This window comes from Hahella sp. CCB-MM4, from assembly GCF_002260525.1.
GTDB lineage: Bacteria > Pseudomonadota > Gammaproteobacteria > Pseudomonadales > Oleiphilaceae > Hahella.
Window position 1 is genome coordinate 38,227 of the sequence record NZ_MRYI01000024.1, and the last position, 16,855, is coordinate 55,081.

General features: G+C 46.2%; 13 protein-coding genes. 6 read left to right on the top strand and 7 right to left on the bottom strand.

The window, feature by feature from the left end; all coding sequences use genetic code 11:
* Window positions 1-18 precede the first annotated feature (18 nt).
* Window positions 19-798, bottom strand: coding sequence for a hypothetical protein (locus BTA51_RS26615; RefSeq protein WP_094712122.1), 780 nt, complete (start codon window positions 796-798; stop codon window positions 19-21).
* On the bottom strand, window positions 795-1,385 hold the full coding sequence (locus BTA51_RS26620) for a DUF4255 domain-containing protein (protein ID WP_094712123.1): 591 nt from the start codon (window positions 1,383-1,385) through the stop codon (window positions 795-797). Before BTA51_RS26620 ends, BTA51_RS26615 begins: the two co-directional genes overlap by 4 nt.
* Before the next feature lie 622 nt (window positions 1,386-2,007).
* Here BTA51_RS26620 and BTA51_RS26625 point away from each other — a divergent pair.
* Both BTA51_RS26625 and BTA51_RS26630 read left to right on the top strand, forming a co-directional pair.
* Window positions 2,008-2,718, top strand: a complete 711-nt coding sequence (locus BTA51_RS26625) for an ABC transporter substrate-binding protein (protein WP_094712124.1) — start codon at window positions 2,008-2,010, stop codon at window positions 2,716-2,718.
* A 284-nt stretch (window positions 2,719-3,002) separates the two neighbouring features.
* Window positions 3,003-3,713 (top strand): CARDB domain-containing protein, encoded by a 711-nt coding sequence (locus BTA51_RS26630; protein ID WP_094712125.1) that lies wholly within the window; start codon window positions 3,003-3,005, stop codon window positions 3,711-3,713.
* Between the two features lie 96 nt (window positions 3,714-3,809).
* Here the strand turns inward: BTA51_RS26630 and BTA51_RS26635 are convergent, their stop codons facing one another.
* Window positions 3,810-5,111 (bottom strand): hypothetical protein, encoded by a 1,302-nt coding sequence (locus BTA51_RS26635; protein WP_141215687.1) that lies wholly within the window; start codon window positions 5,109-5,111, stop codon window positions 3,810-3,812.
* Window positions 5,112-5,825: 714 nt separating this feature from the next.
* On the opposite strand from BTA51_RS26635, the gene BTA51_RS26640 reads away from it, so the two are divergent.
* From BTA51_RS26640 to BTA51_RS26655, 4 genes are all read left to right on the top strand, one after another.
* On the top strand, window positions 5,826-6,365 hold the full coding sequence (locus BTA51_RS26640) for a YfiR family protein (RefSeq protein ID WP_246841206.1): 540 nt from the start codon (window positions 5,826-5,828) through the stop codon (window positions 6,363-6,365).
* A 15-nt stretch (window positions 6,366-6,380) separates the two neighbouring features.
* A complete protein-coding gene (locus BTA51_RS26645; RefSeq protein WP_094712128.1) occupies window positions 6,381-7,814 on the top strand; it encodes an ATP-binding protein in 1,434 nt (477 codons plus the stop codon).
* Window positions 7,815-8,165: 351 nt separating this feature from the next.
* A complete protein-coding gene (locus BTA51_RS26650) occupies window positions 8,166-9,884 on the top strand; it encodes a GGDEF domain-containing response regulator (protein WP_094712129.1) in 1,719 nt (572 codons plus the stop codon).
* 91 nt (window positions 9,885-9,975) lie between these two features.
* On the top strand, window positions 9,976-12,120 hold the full coding sequence (locus BTA51_RS26655; protein WP_246841207.1) for a TonB-dependent siderophore receptor: 2,145 nt from the start codon (window positions 9,976-9,978) through the stop codon (window positions 12,118-12,120).
* Window positions 12,121-12,209: 89 nt separating this feature from the next.
* Here BTA51_RS26655 and BTA51_RS26660 read toward each other — a convergent pair whose 3' ends face one another.
* Genes BTA51_RS26660 through BTA51_RS26675 form a run of 4 tightly spaced genes read right to left on the bottom strand, consistent with a single transcriptional unit; the run spans window position 12,210 to window position 16,413 of the window.
* Entirely contained in the window at window positions 12,210-13,007 is a 798-nt protein-coding gene (locus tag BTA51_RS26660) for an SDR family oxidoreductase (RefSeq protein ID WP_094712131.1), read from the bottom strand.
* Between the two features lie 31 nt (window positions 13,008-13,038).
* The gene (locus BTA51_RS26665) at window positions 13,039-13,830 is read right to left on the bottom strand and encodes a citrate/2-methylcitrate synthase (protein WP_094712132.1); all 792 of its coding nucleotides are present in this window, start codon (window positions 13,828-13,830) and stop codon (window positions 13,039-13,041) included.
* Entirely contained in the window at window positions 13,827-14,657 is an 831-nt protein-coding gene (locus BTA51_RS26670; RefSeq protein ID WP_094712133.1) for a citryl-CoA lyase, read from the bottom strand. The genes BTA51_RS26665 and BTA51_RS26670 overlap by 4 nt, the downstream gene beginning before the upstream one ends.
* Entirely contained in the window at window positions 14,635-16,413 is a 1,779-nt protein-coding gene (locus BTA51_RS26675; protein WP_094712134.1) for a thiamine pyrophosphate-binding protein, read from the bottom strand. The genes BTA51_RS26670 and BTA51_RS26675 overlap by 23 nt, the downstream gene beginning before the upstream one ends.
* Between the last annotated feature and the right edge of the window lie 442 nt (window positions 16,414-16,855).

The following is a 16,855-nucleotide window of genomic DNA, read 5'->3' on the forward strand; positions in this document are numbered from 1 at the left end:
ATTCTCCTTTCACATGGGTCAACTCGGTTGAACGGTTAAGTGATCCTTACTGGCGGATCGGACGATTAACATCTCACCGGGGACAACCTGTAACCCGATGGGGTCGGAAAACGAATTTTCGCTGGTGGTACTTTCCAGCTCTGCGGCTATCAGGGTGGACGGGTCTATGGGAGTATCCTCCGTGGCACTCTGTAGAGCCGTTACCGCAAGGGTGGCATCGTAATGGTCCTGGCCTGCAGATAGCGGGGGGACTTTGGGCCAGGGAATAACCAGTTCGCCACGATAATCCGCCTGTCCTTTATAAATCTGTGGCTGCGGCACTCCCGGTATGGTGATCGTCAGGGTGGCGATGGCCCAAGGTACCGGGCTTCCATCACCACTCCAGCGTAATGAGGCAAAAAGGGCGCCTGTCTTGTTGACCCGACTACCGATAGGAGTCGGGTAGAGTACAATGCCGTGGCCGTCGGCAGCACCGGCGGTTAAGGAAAATGTTCTGGCGTTATAAAACCCTTTTGGATCTGTTACCTGACCTTCTAGGGCGTATGGAGACCCTGCCACAAACGTGCGCTGGGCCTCAGTGGCACGACCATCGACAATATCCTGGGTTGGTTTTCGTAACAGACCGGTTTTACCGGCGGACTGAATTACCTTCAAATCTTTTGGATAAGTGCTGAACTCTATGGACAGGGAATGAGCAACCCGGTGCATCTGGGTTGTATCCGTATGGGTACTGCCGTCCAGCCAGTAAATGACATCGGAGGCATGTAGGACATTGGTCTCGAGCACCTGGATCTTCATAAGCGCCCCGTTGGAAACACACGTGATTTAACGTCTTCGCCTTCAAGCCGTTGCGGGTTCAGTCGCAGGCGAACGGTTTTTGCTGTGTATGCCATGGTGGATGTATAGGAGGATTCAAAGACATCCCAGATGCGCATCAGGTCTTCAGTGCTCATTTCAGCAGGGGTGACATTCAACAACTCCATTTGACCCCACTCGTCGTCAATGTCCTGCACGTGGGAAATGTCGATTTGGCCATGGTTGGCAATTTCCACCATGGCCCAGGCCATGAGATCAGCTTCTATAGTGGCGCTGGTGGCGTTGGCTATCAGTAGGAAATGGAGATTAACCGGTAATTCCGGTCTGGGACCTTGATTGTTTCCGGGGCCCTGGGGTTTGAAAAAGCGTGTGCGGCCGTGATCATCGATGGTGATCCGGTGAAGGTAGATGCCCAGTAAATTGCCGCTCAATTTTGAGGCAATATCCTGGCTGCCTAATAGTTTTACACTGGCATTGGTAGGACCTGCACTTAATTCGGCAGGTAACCGGCTTTTAAAAAAGTTTTCAAGGGCCGCTAGTGCGCCTTGCACACCCTTATACGAAGCCATGACACATCCCTTGGCAACAAGCTAGACATTATTATTTTTAGAAAATGCTTGCTCGAACGTGTTTACTTCGGATGCCCGCTACAGCGCGAATAAGGAAGGCAAACAAAAGACAACAAACACACCGCGTCCCACGCTGGCGCATTGACTGTTTCGTGTTCAACTACATTTCACACTAATACAAAGTTTGAATACCGACAAGGGCTTTTTGGAAAATTATTTAATGCCCTAAATTAGTGGACAATCATTCACTGTTTCTCATAAATGCGTATCTATTGGCGTTGGGCAGTGATGAACGGCGATAAGGAAATATTTCTGAATTCTGATAGCTCTTTTTTTAAATAGACTTTGTTGGTAGGAAAGGTACCACCCCATATTTCTACTAGTACCGTGTTATAGCAATATCTTCTGGGGATACAGATTAATTGATACTATGTCAGTTAGAGCGATAATACTCATCAGTTTGATGAACTGACTAGCCAAGACTTTCTCTAAGTTCCCAAAATAAAGCTTCTCAGGTTTTTCTTTTATGCTGATAGATAGAGGAAATTCTGGCGTTGTTCCGTGAATATCTTAGACTTTTAGGCATACAAAAAGTCTCAGAAGCAAACATGGTGAAAAACAGATGAGATTGGCAATCCTGTTGCTTGTTATAGGGTTAAGCGGGTATTCGCATTCTCAAGAGGTGACTTTTTCCACTTTCCAGGGCAATGATCCTATTACACAAATATCTGTAGACATCATGACAGATGCATACCAACGCATGGGATATACTCTGAAGGTCCTTCCTCAGCCCGGATATCGCTCTCTTCTTACGGCAGACAGTGGCTTGATCGATGGTGAGCTATTCAGAGTCAAGGGTATGGACGAAATTTATAAAAACCTGATCAGAGTGCCTGTAGCCATCGCTGAGATAGATATAGTCGCTTTTTCAAGGAAGGAAAACAGTATTGTCATTACTGGTTGGGAGAGCCTGACCCCCTATAAAGTCGGGTATAACCGTGGCGTTAAGGTCATCGAGGATAATTTATTACCTCCTACTCGTATAGAGCCCTCCAATACAGTCGAAAATGCCTTGAGAATGCTGGATGCCGGAAGAACGGATATCGCAATTGATGGACTATTAAATGGTCTGAAGATCATAGACGATTTAGGTTTCGACAATATCGTCTCTATAGAACCGCCGTTGGAAGTTATCCATAGCTACCATTACCTTCATAAGAAGAACCTTCACTTGCTCGAACCTCTCACCGAGGTATTAAGGGAGATGGAAGAGGCGGGAGTGATTAGTAGTCACCGAAACAAGGTATTAAGTGAAATTAGAAAGGCGCCTTGATTCTTAAAGCTATCAAAACTCTCAGACGCTGAAAGTGTGACGCCTGATCCTCACAAAGCGATGAAGTTGGCAGAGTAGCAGCTCTGGAATTGATCACAGATCGAGAAATCTGAATATTTATTACTTAAAGGTGTAACTGTTCAACGTTTTAAGCTAATAAGTTCCTTGGGGCTTATTTCCATTGCAAAGTCACCGACCTCGCGCTATCACTACTAGACCGGGCAGGGAACCCAAACAGCCCGGACAGGATGTTCTTAGTACTTCAGGAAAGATGGAGGGACGCCATGATGCTTCAACGCTATTTGTTTTTAGTACTCTTGCTCGCATTTTCCCACGCCTTCGCCGATCCGATTCAGGACGGAGTCTCAACCAGCTATAAGGTTGGCTGGTATCCTAACTATTATGGTCTAAGCGGGCCTTTAACCTGCCCAAAAACCTGCCGTGCCTGGACTGGAGGGCGGGCCGAGAGTGAGTTGGCTCCTTATGATGGAATCAAGCGAACCTATGTGTGCAAATCCAATAAGTTGGATGTTCCATCGCCGGCAGATATCGATGCCTGGCTATATGGGAATCAGTTTGATGATAAGACAGCCTGCTTTATAGGCACCCCAAATCAACAGGTTTTGGTGAGTGAACGGTATCATTGTCTTTGTGTTAATGCTTGTTCAGGGCCTGATCTGATAATACGGAAGGTATATGACCCTGTTTGGGATGCAACCACAGGTGAATCCGTCATTAAGATTGTGGTTACTAATGCGGGAAGTACCAGTACATTGGCAGCTACAGACGCTCGTGTGTTTGACCCTGGGACTGGGGCTGTTGATATTCAGCCGGTAGGTGTTCTGGCTCCAGGTGCATCTATCGGGGTGACATTCCGTCTTGGTTATTGGGTCTTTGATCCGGACGCAGAGTTGCATTTTACGGTGGATTATTCCCAGAAGATTGATGAGTGCGATGAGAGTAACAACACTGCTGTCTATAAGAAACAAGGATGAAATCCACGAACTATCCAATAAAAAGCGGCGCTAGAAATAGCGCCGCTGGCCATTTTGAATTGGCTGTCAAGATCTATATTAACGCTGTCTTATGAGCTACCTAGTATTCCAATTATTTGTTTGGAAACTTGTTGAAATGCCCTTTTTACCCTCATAAACATGGCTCCAATTTGCAATCATTGAGGGCTCTTGACCGGACAAGTCAAACGTCATATCAACAAAATATCCATTGAGCGAAAGTGCAACTAACCGAATTTGATTGTTTTTTGCACTTACTATCTCACCGAAAATATAAATCCAGTGCGGAGTTGATATATCTTTTTCAGGGTCTGAAGAAGAGGGGGCTCCATTGACCATGGCTATATAGGGTATACCTTGCAGGTCCTCAGAATTATTGAAAAATCTGAATTGTCCTATTTGGCCGAGATCAATATCGATTGGCATATACCCATTAAAACGATCAACGACTGCCTGATCATATACCGAATCAAAGGCTACAATTCGTTTTGCCTCAAGCAGAATAATATTACTTTGATCATTTTCTTGAGCGGAGCTTCCTGTTAGCACGCCATCAGAAAAATGAGCGTTTAACACCTTGGTTGCACCGGTTGAACCATCAACTCTTAAGAAATCTGTACTACCAAGCGAACTAAGGTTTTGTTGTTCATTAAGCCCCGAATGCGCATATTTTCCCGCCAGGGTTTTATTTGTGCCTTGAACATGTCCTCGCCGGGAAACCAGCAATGTGACTTTTCTATCAGCATCACCATAGTTGACCAGTCCTTCATAAACCCCTGCGTTACGAAGGTAGAGCCCAACGCGAAGATGATCATGGGCATCATCTTCTTTAACTAATGGGAAAGGACCATTTTCAAGGTTCTGGGTGAGTTCGGTCAGGACTGTATCAATGGAGTTAGCGAAATCCTCGACGCTTTGATTGAAATCAACGTTCACGCTAGTATCGATAAGGGAGTCAGTGGCAATTGATATCCCATTGGATACATCCTGATCGGAATCCAGGCTTATCAGAAATCTCCCCATGTTCAATACTCCAGCGGTATTCTCATCTGTATTCTGACCAATCAAAGTAGCAGGAGTGATAAATACGGTGGAGTCTGTAATGACAGTCATACCAAGCTCAATGCTTCCAACATAAAATGTGACGGTATCGTTTTTGTTGCACTCAAGCATACCTTGGTCGTCGGTGACTTTCTTTTGATTTGAACTTGAGCATAAATATTGCAGTCCCGAAACAGCGTTATCGACAAAGGTCGCCGATGCAGTGTTATCCGTCTCATTTCCCGACGATGATTGCTTATCGTCATTGTCTTTGTGATGACAGGCTGTTATCAGTGTGCTGACTAGAAGCAGAGATATCAGAGGATGTTTGGTTTGCATAGTTTCCCTTCCATTATGAACAATATGATTGGTCTGCATTGGCGGTCCAATCCATAATTTCCTGACGAGCACATCGTTAATTAATCATAATGAGATAGGCTGTCAATATAAAGTGAAAAGCTGTTGCGGTATAAATTATTGTGAGTAGCTTGGAAAGGATTGGTGTTTACGTGTCGATAGTCTATGAAGGGCCTTTGGATATCAGCGGTTCAGATCTGAGGGCAAAAATAGTATACCTCTAAACGGCTTGATCTCTGCATGAAAAATGGGCCAGTTGAAGTGGGGGATTAATAGCGTCGTTAGTCTTGTCTCAGAGCTGTGCTCACGAAATCTTATGAGATTAAGGTTGTGTTTGAATGAAAAACTACAGTTACTCATTTATCAGGTGTTAAAAGTGCTTCACGGTAATGAGGGGGAGTAAACTGAGCCCTTACCAAGAAATATCCGATTGCTCTCAAACACGACGACATATCATATTGAAGTGAGCGGCGAGGTGATTCAGAATAGCGCGTGCAAACACTGTATTGCCTTTGTGAGTTCTTGATGAATGCCATTTAAGGTAAACATTGCAACCTTTTTTATTGATTGGCCTGTCGAAGTCTGCCGCAATTGTCTATTCTCCAGGTGACATTCAAAAAAAATTATAACTGACTGAATGGATTAATATCTTTATTCGTGAGTAGATGGTTGGGAAACCTTGGTGATAACCAGTAGATGATCTTCCGAAAAAGACCAAGCTGGATAACGACAATCGTTCTGATCCTGATGCTTTTCATTTCCGGGGGGAATGCTTATGCCCGTTCGGAATACGAAATAAAGGCGGCTTATCTCTATAACTTCATTAAATTTGTTTCCTGGAAGAATGAATCCGTCGAAGGCGCTGGCGAGATTAATGTCTGCATACTCGGCAAAGACCCTTTCCAGGAGCTGATTGATCCCATTAATGGCAAAACCATCCAGGGTAAGCCCATTAAGCTGTTCAAATTTGATTCTATGACTGTTGCTCCAGTCTGCACGGTGATATTCATCAGCGATTCTGAGCGCAAGGAATTTGAAAATATCCTGACAACCCCCGCATTGGAGCACGCCTTGACGGTGAGCGATATAGAGGATTTTGCCAAAAACGGAGGAATGATCGGGTTTGTTCAGGTAGGGAACGTGATTCGCTTTGAAATAAATCTTCTCAGTGCCAGAAAGTCCGGGGTCGCCATCAGCTCGAAGCTTCTTGAGCTGGCGCAGGAGGTGTACCAATGAGGCTAAGGTGGTGAAATGACTTGGTCTAGATTACCGATAAAAACAAAACTGATATTGCTGACATTCATTACCAGCGTTTTCGGCATTCTTATATTGAGTGCGAGCCTGATCTGGTATGAGAACCTGACTTATAGGCAACAAATTAATCAGGAGCTCAATGTCATCGGAAACATGCTGGCTGACCGAAGTAATGCGGCGCTGGTGTTTGGGGATGTGGCTCAATTGAAGGATAACATCAACAGTCTCAAGTTACGCGAGTCGATCACTCTTGCCTGTATCTATGATGAGAATAATGGTGTTCTGGCCACTTTTACCCGTGAAGGAGAAGCGGTTTGTCCTGAAAAACCGGTGACTACCAATGGTGTATTTAAGGATAACTATTTCTATACGGTTCAGGACATTGTGCTGGACGAGGAAGTCATTGGCCGTTTGTATATTCAATCCACCCTGGATGAACTTCGGCGCCACCTGCAAAATTATGTAGCTACCGCCACCATTGTTTCAGCGTTAGCTGTTCTTGGGCTTCTTATTATTTCCGCCATACTGCAACGTACCGTTACCACGCCGCTGCTGCACCTTTCGGAAACTGCGACTCGAATTGCCAAAGACAAGAACTATCGCCTCCGGGCTGAGCTTGAGAGCTTTGACGAAATTGGAGAGCTGACCAAATCCTTTAATGCCATGCTGGAAACGATTGAGTACCAGAATAAAGAGATACTGAAGAGTTATGGAAGTCTGGAGCGTCAGGTGGAAATCAGAACGGCTGAGTTAAAAGCGGCCAATCAGGAACTTGAAGCCTTTAGTTATTCTGTCTCTCACGATCTGCGTCAACCTCTTCGGGCCATAGACGGGTACGGTGAAGCCATTCTGGAAGATTGCGGCGAAAGACTTGATGATCTGGCCATGGAGTACTTGGGTCGTATAAGGTCCGCCAGCGGCCGGATGAGTATGTTAATAGATAGTATGCTGACCTTATCCCGGGTTACCCGACATAAGCTGGATTGCACGGAAGTCGATTTGAGCGGCATGGTGGAGAGTATTGCCATGGAGCTCAAATCCAGCGAACCGGATAGGAATGTTACTTTCAGTATTGCGCCGAGCGTTAAAGCCAAGGGGGATGGAAGGCTGCTACATATTGCGTTATCCAATTTGGTGGAGAATGCCTGGAAGTATTCCTCCAAGAAAGACAATGCGCATATTGAGTTCGGCGTTATCGGAAAGAGGGAAGGGGCTGTCTATTTTGTGAAGGATGACGGAGCCGGCTTTGATATGAAGTATGCAGATCGGCTATTCGTCGCGTTCAACAGACTCCATACGCCCGCAGAGTTTGAGGGTAGTGGAATAGGGCTGGCCACCGTATATCGCATTATTACCCGCCATCGAGGGCGGATCTGGGCAGAGTCTGAACCTTCCAAAGGAAGCACGTTCTATTTTACATTGAATGTATAGACAAATTTTGCGTTGAATGTTGAAGAAAAGGTGTTTATAAATGGGAGGTTATGTCACCTTTAAAGTGTGTGCCGGTTAAATAATATTTGTATAAAAGCCCCTCTTGAGCCTAGACTCAAGAAAGCAGGTAATTTGATCAGGCCCCAAAAGAAAAGGTTAATTGGTCCGCGAGTTATAAAAAAGTTTATTCTTAGTGCTGGCGCAATTCAGGACAAAGAGTTAAGTTTATAGGTGACTGACTTAATTGGACTTTTGATGCTTTATCACTGATTGGAAACAGTGGGTTTGTTAGTCTATCGGCAATACAAGCATCGAGGTGTAGCAGGTATCCGCTGAATAAGACCTAAAAATATGTCGTTATACAACATGCAAGCCGCGATGAAGGAACAAAGAGTTACCGACAAGCTAAGAGTATTGGTCGTTGACGATTCGGAAGACGACGTATTCCTTTTGATTCGGGAACTCCGAAAAGGAGGAATCATTCCCGAATACCAGCGCGTGGACTCCGAATTAACCCTGCGGCAGGCGCTTAAACAATCCTGGGATATTGTTATTACTGACCACAATATGCCCGGTTTTTCATCTGAAGAGGCTCTTGAAGTCGTCAAGAGTGAAGGCCTCGATACTCCCGTTATCATCGTTTCCGGCACCATTGGTGAAGATATCGCTGTACGCGCGATGAAGGCCGGAGCCCACGACTATATTATGAAGGACAACATGGCCCGGCTATTGCCCGCTATTCAGCGTGAGTTGAAGGAAGCCGGTGTTCGCTATGCCCGTAAGCAGGCAGAGCAATCCCTGCATCATATGGCCTATCATGACAGTCTGACGGATCTGGTGAACCGAAGAGAATTTGATCGGCGCCTGAGATCGGCTTTGGTCAGCAGTAAAGAACGTGGATTGGTCCACATGCTGCTCTACCTGGATCTGGATCAGTTCAAGATCATTAACGATACCTGTGGCCATATTGCAGGGGATGAATTACTCAAACAGATTGCGCGGATTCTATCCCGCCACATACGTGAGAGTGATACTCTGGCACGTTTGGGCGGCGATGAGTTTGGTATTCTTCTGGAGAGTTGCGGCAAACAGCACGCGATTGAGCTGGCTGAAACTCTAAAGGAAGAAGTTCGAGGCTTTAAGTTCGTTTGGGACAATACGCCATTTGTTGTGAGCCTGAGTATCGGCATCGTTCAGATCACCAAGGCCTATACCAATGCCACTGAAATTCTCAGTCATGCTGACATTGCCTGCTATGCCGCTAAGGACCGGGGAAGAAATACTGTCCAGATCTACCAGGTCCAGGACACTGATATGCAGCGCCGGCATAGTGAAATGCAATGGACTAGCCGCTTGCGAATGGCGTTAGAGCAGAATCAGCTCTTTTTGTGCCATCAACCAATGGCCTGCTTGTCGGATGAGACATCAGATGATCCGCATACTGAATTTTTGTTGCGACTCAAGGATGGTGATGAAGTTGTACAGCCAGGCGCTTTTATTCCAGCAGCTGAGCGTTATAACCTGATGCCGCTGATTGATCTGAGAGTGATCGAACTGGTATTTCAGTATCTCGCGGACTCCGGAAAAGGCTATCAGGACAGAGGTACCTTTTTTGTTAACTTGTCCGGTAATTCATTGAGTGACGACCAGTTTTTCGTCAAGATCCGGGAACTTCTCAACCAGTACAAAATTAAACCTGAACGTATTTGCTTCGAAATAACTGAAACGGCAGCCATTGCCCATCTCTCTGATGCGGTTGAATTTATTCGAGAGATCCGCGATGAAGGATTTAAATTTGCCTTGGATGATTTTGGCTGTGGTATGAGTTCCTTTTCATATCTGAAAACCATTCCAGTGGATTTTCTGAAAATTGATGGGGGCTTTGTCCGCAATATGCTGAATGACCCTATCGACATCAGTATTGTCGATGCCTGTAACAAAATCGGTCATGCCGTCGGACTGAAGACGATTGCTGAGTTTGTGGAAAATGATGATATCAAGCAGAGATTAAGGGAAATGGGTATCGATTATGCGCAAGGATATGCGATTGCCAGGCCCAAACCTCTGTAAATAAAAGAAAATGTGATTTTTTTTCGCAGATTTTTCTATCTGCTGCTACTCTATTTTATTAAAGCCTCGTGACCGGTAGGCAAGCATATGGATGTTGCTTATCGTTGGTCCGCCAACTATATCGTTAGGCCATAATAAAAAAGCTTCTATTATGAAAAAGGTACTGATCTTCACCAGCATAATGAGCAGCATCTCCCTTGCCTGCTATGGGGCAGATGATCTCTTTGATGAAGGACTTTGGGAGCTTTCTCCGGAAGAGCTTGGCCAAATCAGGGTCACGAGTATTGCCTCTGGAACCCCCACGCCATTGGATAAAGCGGCTGCAGTAGCGACTGTTATTACAGCTGAAGACATAGAAAAAATGGGGGCTACAGAACTCGACGATGTGCTTGAAACTGTACCAGGACTGCATGTAAATAAGTCATTCCAAGCTTATTTTGCCAAATACACTTTTAGGGGAATTTCTGGTTCTACCTATAACCCTCAGGCACTACTTCTTATCAACGGTACTCCTTTGACAACACTGGCAATTGGAAATCGCTACACGATCTGGGGAGGAATGCCGGTGAAATCCATCAGTCGAATAGAAGTTATTCGTGGTCCTGGATCTGCCTTGTATGGAGCAGATGCGTTCGCAGGGGTAATTAACGTAATTACCAAGACGGCAAGAGATATCGAAGGAACCCAAGTGGGTGCAGGCGCTGGAAGCTTTGATACATATTCCAGTTGGGTGTCTCATGGCTCCAAGTCCGGCGACCTGGAGATAGGGGTAACCCTTGAGTACACAGATACCAAGGGGCAGGACGGCACTATCGAGGAAGACCAGCAATCAGCATTTGATACGCTATCTGGCCTTAACGACTCTCACGCTCCGGGGGAAGTAAACCTTGGGCGACAGCAGGCCGAAGCTCATCTGGATGTGAAATATAAAGAGTTCAATCTCAGAGCCGGTTATCAAGGGCGGTATCATGTACAAACTGGCGCTGGAGTTGCTCAGGCTCTTGACCCAGAAGGAGAGTATAAGAGTAATCGGGCGCTTATTGAGCTATTGCATACGAATAAAGACTGGTTTAAAGATTGGGAAATATCATCGCAAATAAGCTACTTCTTCGGAGAGCAGGATCCAACATCAACTTCTGTAATATTTCCGACAACTTTTGGAGGGGCGTTTCCCGATAGAGTGTTGGCGGAACCTGGATATAAGGAGGAGCATGTCCGGGTACAAGTTTCTTCAATATTCAAAGGGTTTGATCAACATATTGTCAGGGCAGGCCTAGGTTATTTCTGGGGTGATGTATTTGAAACTACAGAGCTTAAGAATTTTCTGCAGGATCCAGATGGAAATTTAGTTCCCAACCCTGGGGGCTTCGAGGAATTTGCAGATAAAGATGAGGTCTGGTTGCCTGAAAAAGATAGAACCAGCCACTTTGTGTTTGTTCAGGATGAATGGCAGTTTTCAGAGAATTGGCTGCTGACTTCAGGGCTGAGATACGACCACTATTCGGACTTTGGTGATACTAGCAATCCGAGGGTGGCTCTTGTTTGGGCGACTACAGATACAGTTACAACCAAATTGTTATATGGAAGAGCTTTTCGAGCTCCTTCCTTCTTGGAATTGTTTGCAATTTCAAACCCTGTATCTCTTGGTAATCCAAACTTGGATCCAGAGACAATTGACAGTTACGAGTTTGCAGTCAGCTATCAGCCAAACAATGATTTGAGTTTGAGCGGAAATATTTTTTATTACCAGATCCATGACTTTATTCAATTTGTTGATAATAAAGCTGAAAATGCTGGGAAAAGAAAAGGGAGGGGATTCGAAATTGAAGCCAGCTATAGGTTTAACGAGTCTTTAACCGCTTCTGGAAACTATGCATATCAAAGGTCTACAGACGAAGACACTAATACTGATGTCGGTGATGCCCCAAATCACCAAATATACGGAAAATTGGGATACGACTTTAGTAAGGATTTCTTCCTCACAACGCAAATCAACTGGATTGGAAAACAAGAGCGAATTGATGGTGATGAGCGTGATCCGGTTAGCAGCTATGCTACGGTTGATCTTGCCGTGAAGCGCCGAAATTTTGTGCCTGGATTAGATCTATCTCTATCTATTCGCAATTTGTTTGATAAAGATGGATTTGAGCCAAGCCCCGGACCTGCTGCGGCTATTCCCGGAGATTTGCCACTACCCGGAAGAAATATTTATGGGGAAATCGCATACAACTTTTAGATTGATACAAGGAAAGATATGGGGGCCCGAAAGTAATCCTGCGCCAGATCCTCTGGGCCAACCCATCTATGCGATAAATGCAAAGGACATTAAAGGATTATTTGCTTTTTACCTATAAAATACTTGACCTTATTGGGCATTACCTTAAATGCGTTCACCAATGCTCGATTAACTCTACCGTTTATATAAATGTGCTCACCTTTCATAACAGCATCAAAGCCTTGCTTCGCGACTGTATCGGAGTCCATCCATCGCCATTTAGGAATGTAGCTGAGAAATTCTTTTACCCCCATGGTCTCGTGGAATTCGCTTGAGGTCAGACCCGGACAAAGGGATAAGCATTTAATGTTTGACGGTCTCAGTTCAAGATCCAAAGCCTCTGTCATATGGAGTACAAAGGACTTGGCAGCATTATATAGGCTTCCAGGAAATTCAGGAGCGAATGCAGCGATAGAAGAGACATTAATGATCCAGCCTTCTCCACGTTCCTTCATCCCAGGAGCGAATCTATGGCATAGCTCTGTAGGAACTGTTACTAGCAAGTTAATCATAGAAGAATGCTCCTCCCATGTTCCTGCCATAAAGGGCTTAGGAAGAGCATAGCCCGCATTGTTGACAAGGGCGTCTATCGAAATATTCATTTCATTCAGGCGATTGTATATTGACTCGACAGCATCTGGAGTATTCAAGTCTGCAGAAAGAATGGTGTTTTTATTCCCATAGCTGCGAGAGAGTTCACTCGCTAGTGAATCAAGCCGGTCCTTTCTTCGGGCGACAAGAACCGTATCAAAATTGTTGCTTGCGAAGACCCTAGCAAAGGCGGCCCCAATGCCTGAAGAGGCGCCGGTTATCAGAACTGTTTTGTTCTCTGTTGAGCTGTCGTTCATCGTCAGACCTTAGTAGTTTATTGAAGATAGATTACCAGCTCCGCTTGTGCGGGCCTGAGTATTCGATGGATTGGCATCGCATGGGAAAAACGCTACCTTCCGGTTTTTCCATGCCGTCCAAATAGCATGGAACCATTCCAGCAATAAAACAGGGTGTGAGGTATAGCTGATACTCTTCCGGTGACATCCCGAAATCGGCACCGATCGCAGCAGCCAGCGCAGCTACGTTCACAGTCTGTCGCTTGTGCTGTTTAACATATTTGTAGATATCGAGTGCTAATTGAAAGTGCTCTCCCGAATCAAAGCCTAGTGATTTTGCCTTTTTAACAATATGAAGGACCCTTTCGTCAATTCGAGCCAGTGGTCTACCATAACCATAAATAATCCGGTACTTTTTTAGAGACTCATTAATTAGGTCTTCTAGTTTTCCACCGCTATCGACGGCCTTGCGGGTATTAATAAGAAAATCTATAGCACGTCGGTCCGGCCTTCTTCCATAGATGGATGCTTCGGAAATAGATAATCCGCTCATCAAGGACAGTGAAGGAGTGCTGCGCGAATTTGCTGCTAGTTCGGTCACATGATTCGGCCAAATGCTAGGATCGGGATAGCTGGTACAGACCCATATATAGTTCAGCATTTTCAATTGTTCTTCACTGTAGCGTTTGCCTGTTATCGAGTAGAGATACAGGGAAAACCAATCCAAATCACCCAGTTCCAGATGTAGATCCTTACCGCGCATAACAACGCGTTCACATAAGAAGGCTTTTCCCATCGAAGTGACATGACTTTTTTCCTGTAACATCAAGTCCTGAATGCTCATAAGCCGAGCTCCTCCTCGTTGGGTAATTCGGTTTTTCCTGGATCGTTAGTTAAATGAATATGCTCTCCGTAGAACGGGAATGCTCGCCACCCAAGGTGTCGCTGCTCAATAGCATGAGCTGCAGCCCCTGGCAGGCGTAACATTAGATACAGCATTGTGGCTGCATGCGCGTCAAACCCCAGAGCATGGAATGCGGCGGCGGATACCCCCGTCATGGATAGAGGTATACCGGTGGTGGCTTCCAGCGGCTTACGGGTTTCCTGTAGGAAGTGCAAACAGCCGCTTTCATCGTATTTGGTTAGAGCGGATAGAGTTTGCACTACAGGAGTAGGGCAGGATACTCCGTTAGGGTCGAATCCCGGCGCGTGTTCCATGGGTTTCCAGATATCTTCACGCTTATCTTCGACTGGATCTGGGAGTTTTTGCAGCCACAGCTCCAGGTCGGTCCCACATGTGTCCCATAAGGACATCAGAATATAGACTTCGTGAGCGCCTCCGCATTGCCCGGCGCCAACGGAAAGAGCGCTCATCAGGGACGCCGCATGGGTCGCGCCACCCACACCACCGTTCATCGCCGCTCTGATGCTAGGTTCTCTAGGGCCTAGATTGGTCAGCGCAATAGCCAAGGTTTCCAGTAGATTGGCCTGCTTGGCGGTTGGTTTTTCGCCTTTGAACAGCAGAAACAGGTATTCGAACCATGTTGCCTTGGAAAGAATGTCTCCGTAAACATCGTAACCATGGCAATAACAGTTTTTGGCGGCGAAAGGGTTATCAGCCTCCGGCTCTTCGAACCAGATTTTGGTCTTATAACCGAATGAGTTGCTCATTTTTCACCTCAATGATGTCTTCTGAAAGTTTCGGGGTTCCGCTGCTGCCGGCCAGAACTTTTGTCCGCATTTTCATTGGTGGGACTTCGTTGCTGTCAACCAGGACGTCAAGAACGAATGGGCCAGGAGTACGCAGCTCAAACGCGATTTCTTCTTCGTCCAGATCGTTCAGGGAGTGAATCTGCTTGCCGCGGATTCCCATGGCGTTTGCCATTTGTGCAAAGTTGACATGAGGTAGCTCATGACCAATGCTTTCCGCGCCACCGAGGCGCTGACCATGTTTGATCATGCCCAGATGGCTGTCATTGAGGATGACAAAAACAATACTTAGCTGGTGTTCCATGGCAACAGTCATTTCCTGGCCGCTCATCAGCACGCTTCCATCACCGGTAATGCATATTACCGGTCGTTCCCGGTCTGCGAAGGCCATACCTACTGCTGCGCCTATTGCCCAGCCCATTGACGCGAATCCCATGCCGATGTGGAACAGCTTATTCTTATCGGTGCGCAGATTTTTGGTCTGCCAGTAATGGATACCCCAAAGGAAACTGTTGCCGGTATCCATTAATACGGGGATTTTAGGCGGACAGAGCTGGCTTAACTTAAAAAATAATGCCTGAGGCTTCACCGGGGAGGTATTTTCAAAGCAAACATCTTTATTCGCGTACTTCACATGTACTGGAAAACCGTCAGCACCGGTCTTGTCTTTCGGACGTTTGTTCTTGTTCCCCAGCTCCAGATACTTACTAAATGGTCGAATCATCAGCCTGGGAGATCCAAGAAGAGTAATTCTGGATAGAATGGACCGGCTCAAATGGTCCGGATTTCCGGATAGATGTACCAGACGGTTAGAAAAAACGGCTTCCGGGTCCCATCCACCTGTGGTGATCTCATCCAGGGCCGTACCGATAGCGATGACACGCTCAGCATTCTCAGGGGAGAGCGCTTCCTTGGCGCTTTCATGACCGCCGAGGCCGAATACGCCGCGGTAAAGTGGGTGATATTCAGAAACCAGACCTTTACCCATTGGAGTGGTCACAATCAGGAAATTTCTGGATTCCGCCAGCATCAACAGTTCATCCACTGCGCCAGCTGCACCCTCGCCGATAACGATGGTCGCTTTTTTAACGTAGGCCAGGTCTTTGAGTATCAGATGGAGCCCATCTGAACTGGGGGCAACTTCATGGTTGATGAAGGCACGCATATTGAGGCTGCGCGAATTGTCATTGACCTTCGCGCGCATGATGTCCAATGGAACGCTCAAGTGAACCGGCCCGGCTTGGTTGCTGAGTGCATAGCCGATGGCCATTACCAGCTTGTGTTCCAACTGGGCCGCGTGGGATACGAGTGTATTATAACGGGTGCAGCTATCGAAAATGCTGACGGTATTAATGCCGGTACAGGAACCTTCCTGGAAAGCACCAAGGCCAAAACGTTCTATCGAAGGTTGGGCGGTAATTACCAGCAGCGGAATACCGTCAGCGTAAGCGTTAGCTACGCCGGTAAGAAGATTGGTGGCACCAGGGCCTGAAGTGGAAATGCAGACACCGAGATTGCCTGTTGCTCGGGCATAGCCATCCGCCATAAAGGCAGCGCCGGTTTCATGGCGCGCGAGGACCGCCCTGATACCTCCACGCCGCTCACTCCTTGCCAGCGCATTATAAAGAGGTTCAATACTTCCGCCAGGAACTCCAAATACATACCTGACGCCGAGTCTTTCGAGATAACGAAGAATTAAATCGCCGTTTTCAATCATAACCTCTGAACCCCATAGTTTAGATACATCGTATGAAAGGTGGGCTATTGTGACGTTTGTCGTCGCCAATGGAAGACGGCAATTGTTAATTCTTGAAAAATCCTTTTAAATTTCAACAATATAGGCCATATGGCCTACGTACTACCCTACTACACCTCCTGGTTCCCACCCAAACTTTCTCAGGCTAACCTCACCGGCCCAGCCTAGGCAAGATGCATAATGAGACCTAGGTCATATGTGTGGTTAAAAAATGCTCTAAAAGATAGGTGGGCCTTGGATTTCGGTGAAACGAGAAGGGGTGTCAAAGATTGCAAAACACTTCTATTTTTGAAAAATCAGTTATTACTGGTAACAATAGAGTTCACTTCTTTGGGGGCGATTTGCACTAATGTGGGGCGTTAGTCGCTTGGAAAATTTTACTTATCTTAGTTCCAAATGACGT

What these genes read in the sequence shown, in the direction of transcription:
- BTA51_RS26675 (WP_094712134.1), bottom strand. Translation starts at nt 16,413, where the DNA reads ATGATTGAAAACGGCGATTTAATTCTTCGTTATCTCGAAAGACTCGGC.
- BTA51_RS26625 (WP_094712124.1), top strand. Translation starts at nt 2,008, where the DNA reads ATGAGATTGGCAATCCTGTTGCTTGTTATAGGGTTAAGCGGGTATTCG.
- BTA51_RS26630 (WP_094712125.1), top strand. Translation starts at nt 3,003, where the DNA reads ATGATGCTTCAACGCTATTTGTTTTTAGTACTCTTGCTCGCATTTTCC.
- BTA51_RS26635 (WP_141215687.1), bottom strand. Translation starts at nt 5,111, where the DNA reads ATGCAAACCAAACATCCTCTGATATCTCTGCTTCTAGTCAGCACACTG.
- BTA51_RS26615 (WP_094712122.1), bottom strand. Translation starts at nt 798, where the DNA reads ATGAAGATCCAGGTGCTCGAGACCAATGTCCTACATGCCTCCGATGTC.
- BTA51_RS26620 (WP_094712123.1), bottom strand. Translation starts at nt 1,385, where the DNA reads ATGGCTTCGTATAAGGGTGTGCAAGGCGCACTAGCGGCCCTTGAAAAC.
- BTA51_RS26645 (WP_094712128.1), top strand. Translation starts at nt 6,381, where the DNA reads ATGACTTGGTCTAGATTACCGATAAAAACAAAACTGATATTGCTGACA.
- BTA51_RS26670 (WP_094712133.1), bottom strand. Translation starts at nt 14,657, where the DNA reads ATGAGCAACTCATTCGGTTATAAGACCAAAATCTGGTTCGAAGAGCCG.
- BTA51_RS26650 (WP_094712129.1), top strand. Translation starts at nt 8,166, where the DNA reads ATGTCGTTATACAACATGCAAGCCGCGATGAAGGAACAAAGAGTTACC.
- BTA51_RS26655 (WP_246841207.1), top strand. Translation starts at nt 9,976, where the DNA reads ATGTTGCTTATCGTTGGTCCGCCAACTATATCGTTAGGCCATAATAAA.
- BTA51_RS26640 (WP_246841206.1), top strand. Translation starts at nt 5,826, where the DNA reads ATGATCTTCCGAAAAAGACCAAGCTGGATAACGACAATCGTTCTGATC.
- BTA51_RS26665 (WP_094712132.1), bottom strand. Translation starts at nt 13,830, where the DNA reads ATGAGCATTCAGGACTTGATGTTACAGGAAAAAAGTCATGTCACTTCG.
- BTA51_RS26660 (WP_094712131.1), bottom strand. Translation starts at nt 13,007, where the DNA reads ATGAACGACAGCTCAACAGAGAACAAAACAGTTCTGATAACCGGCGCC.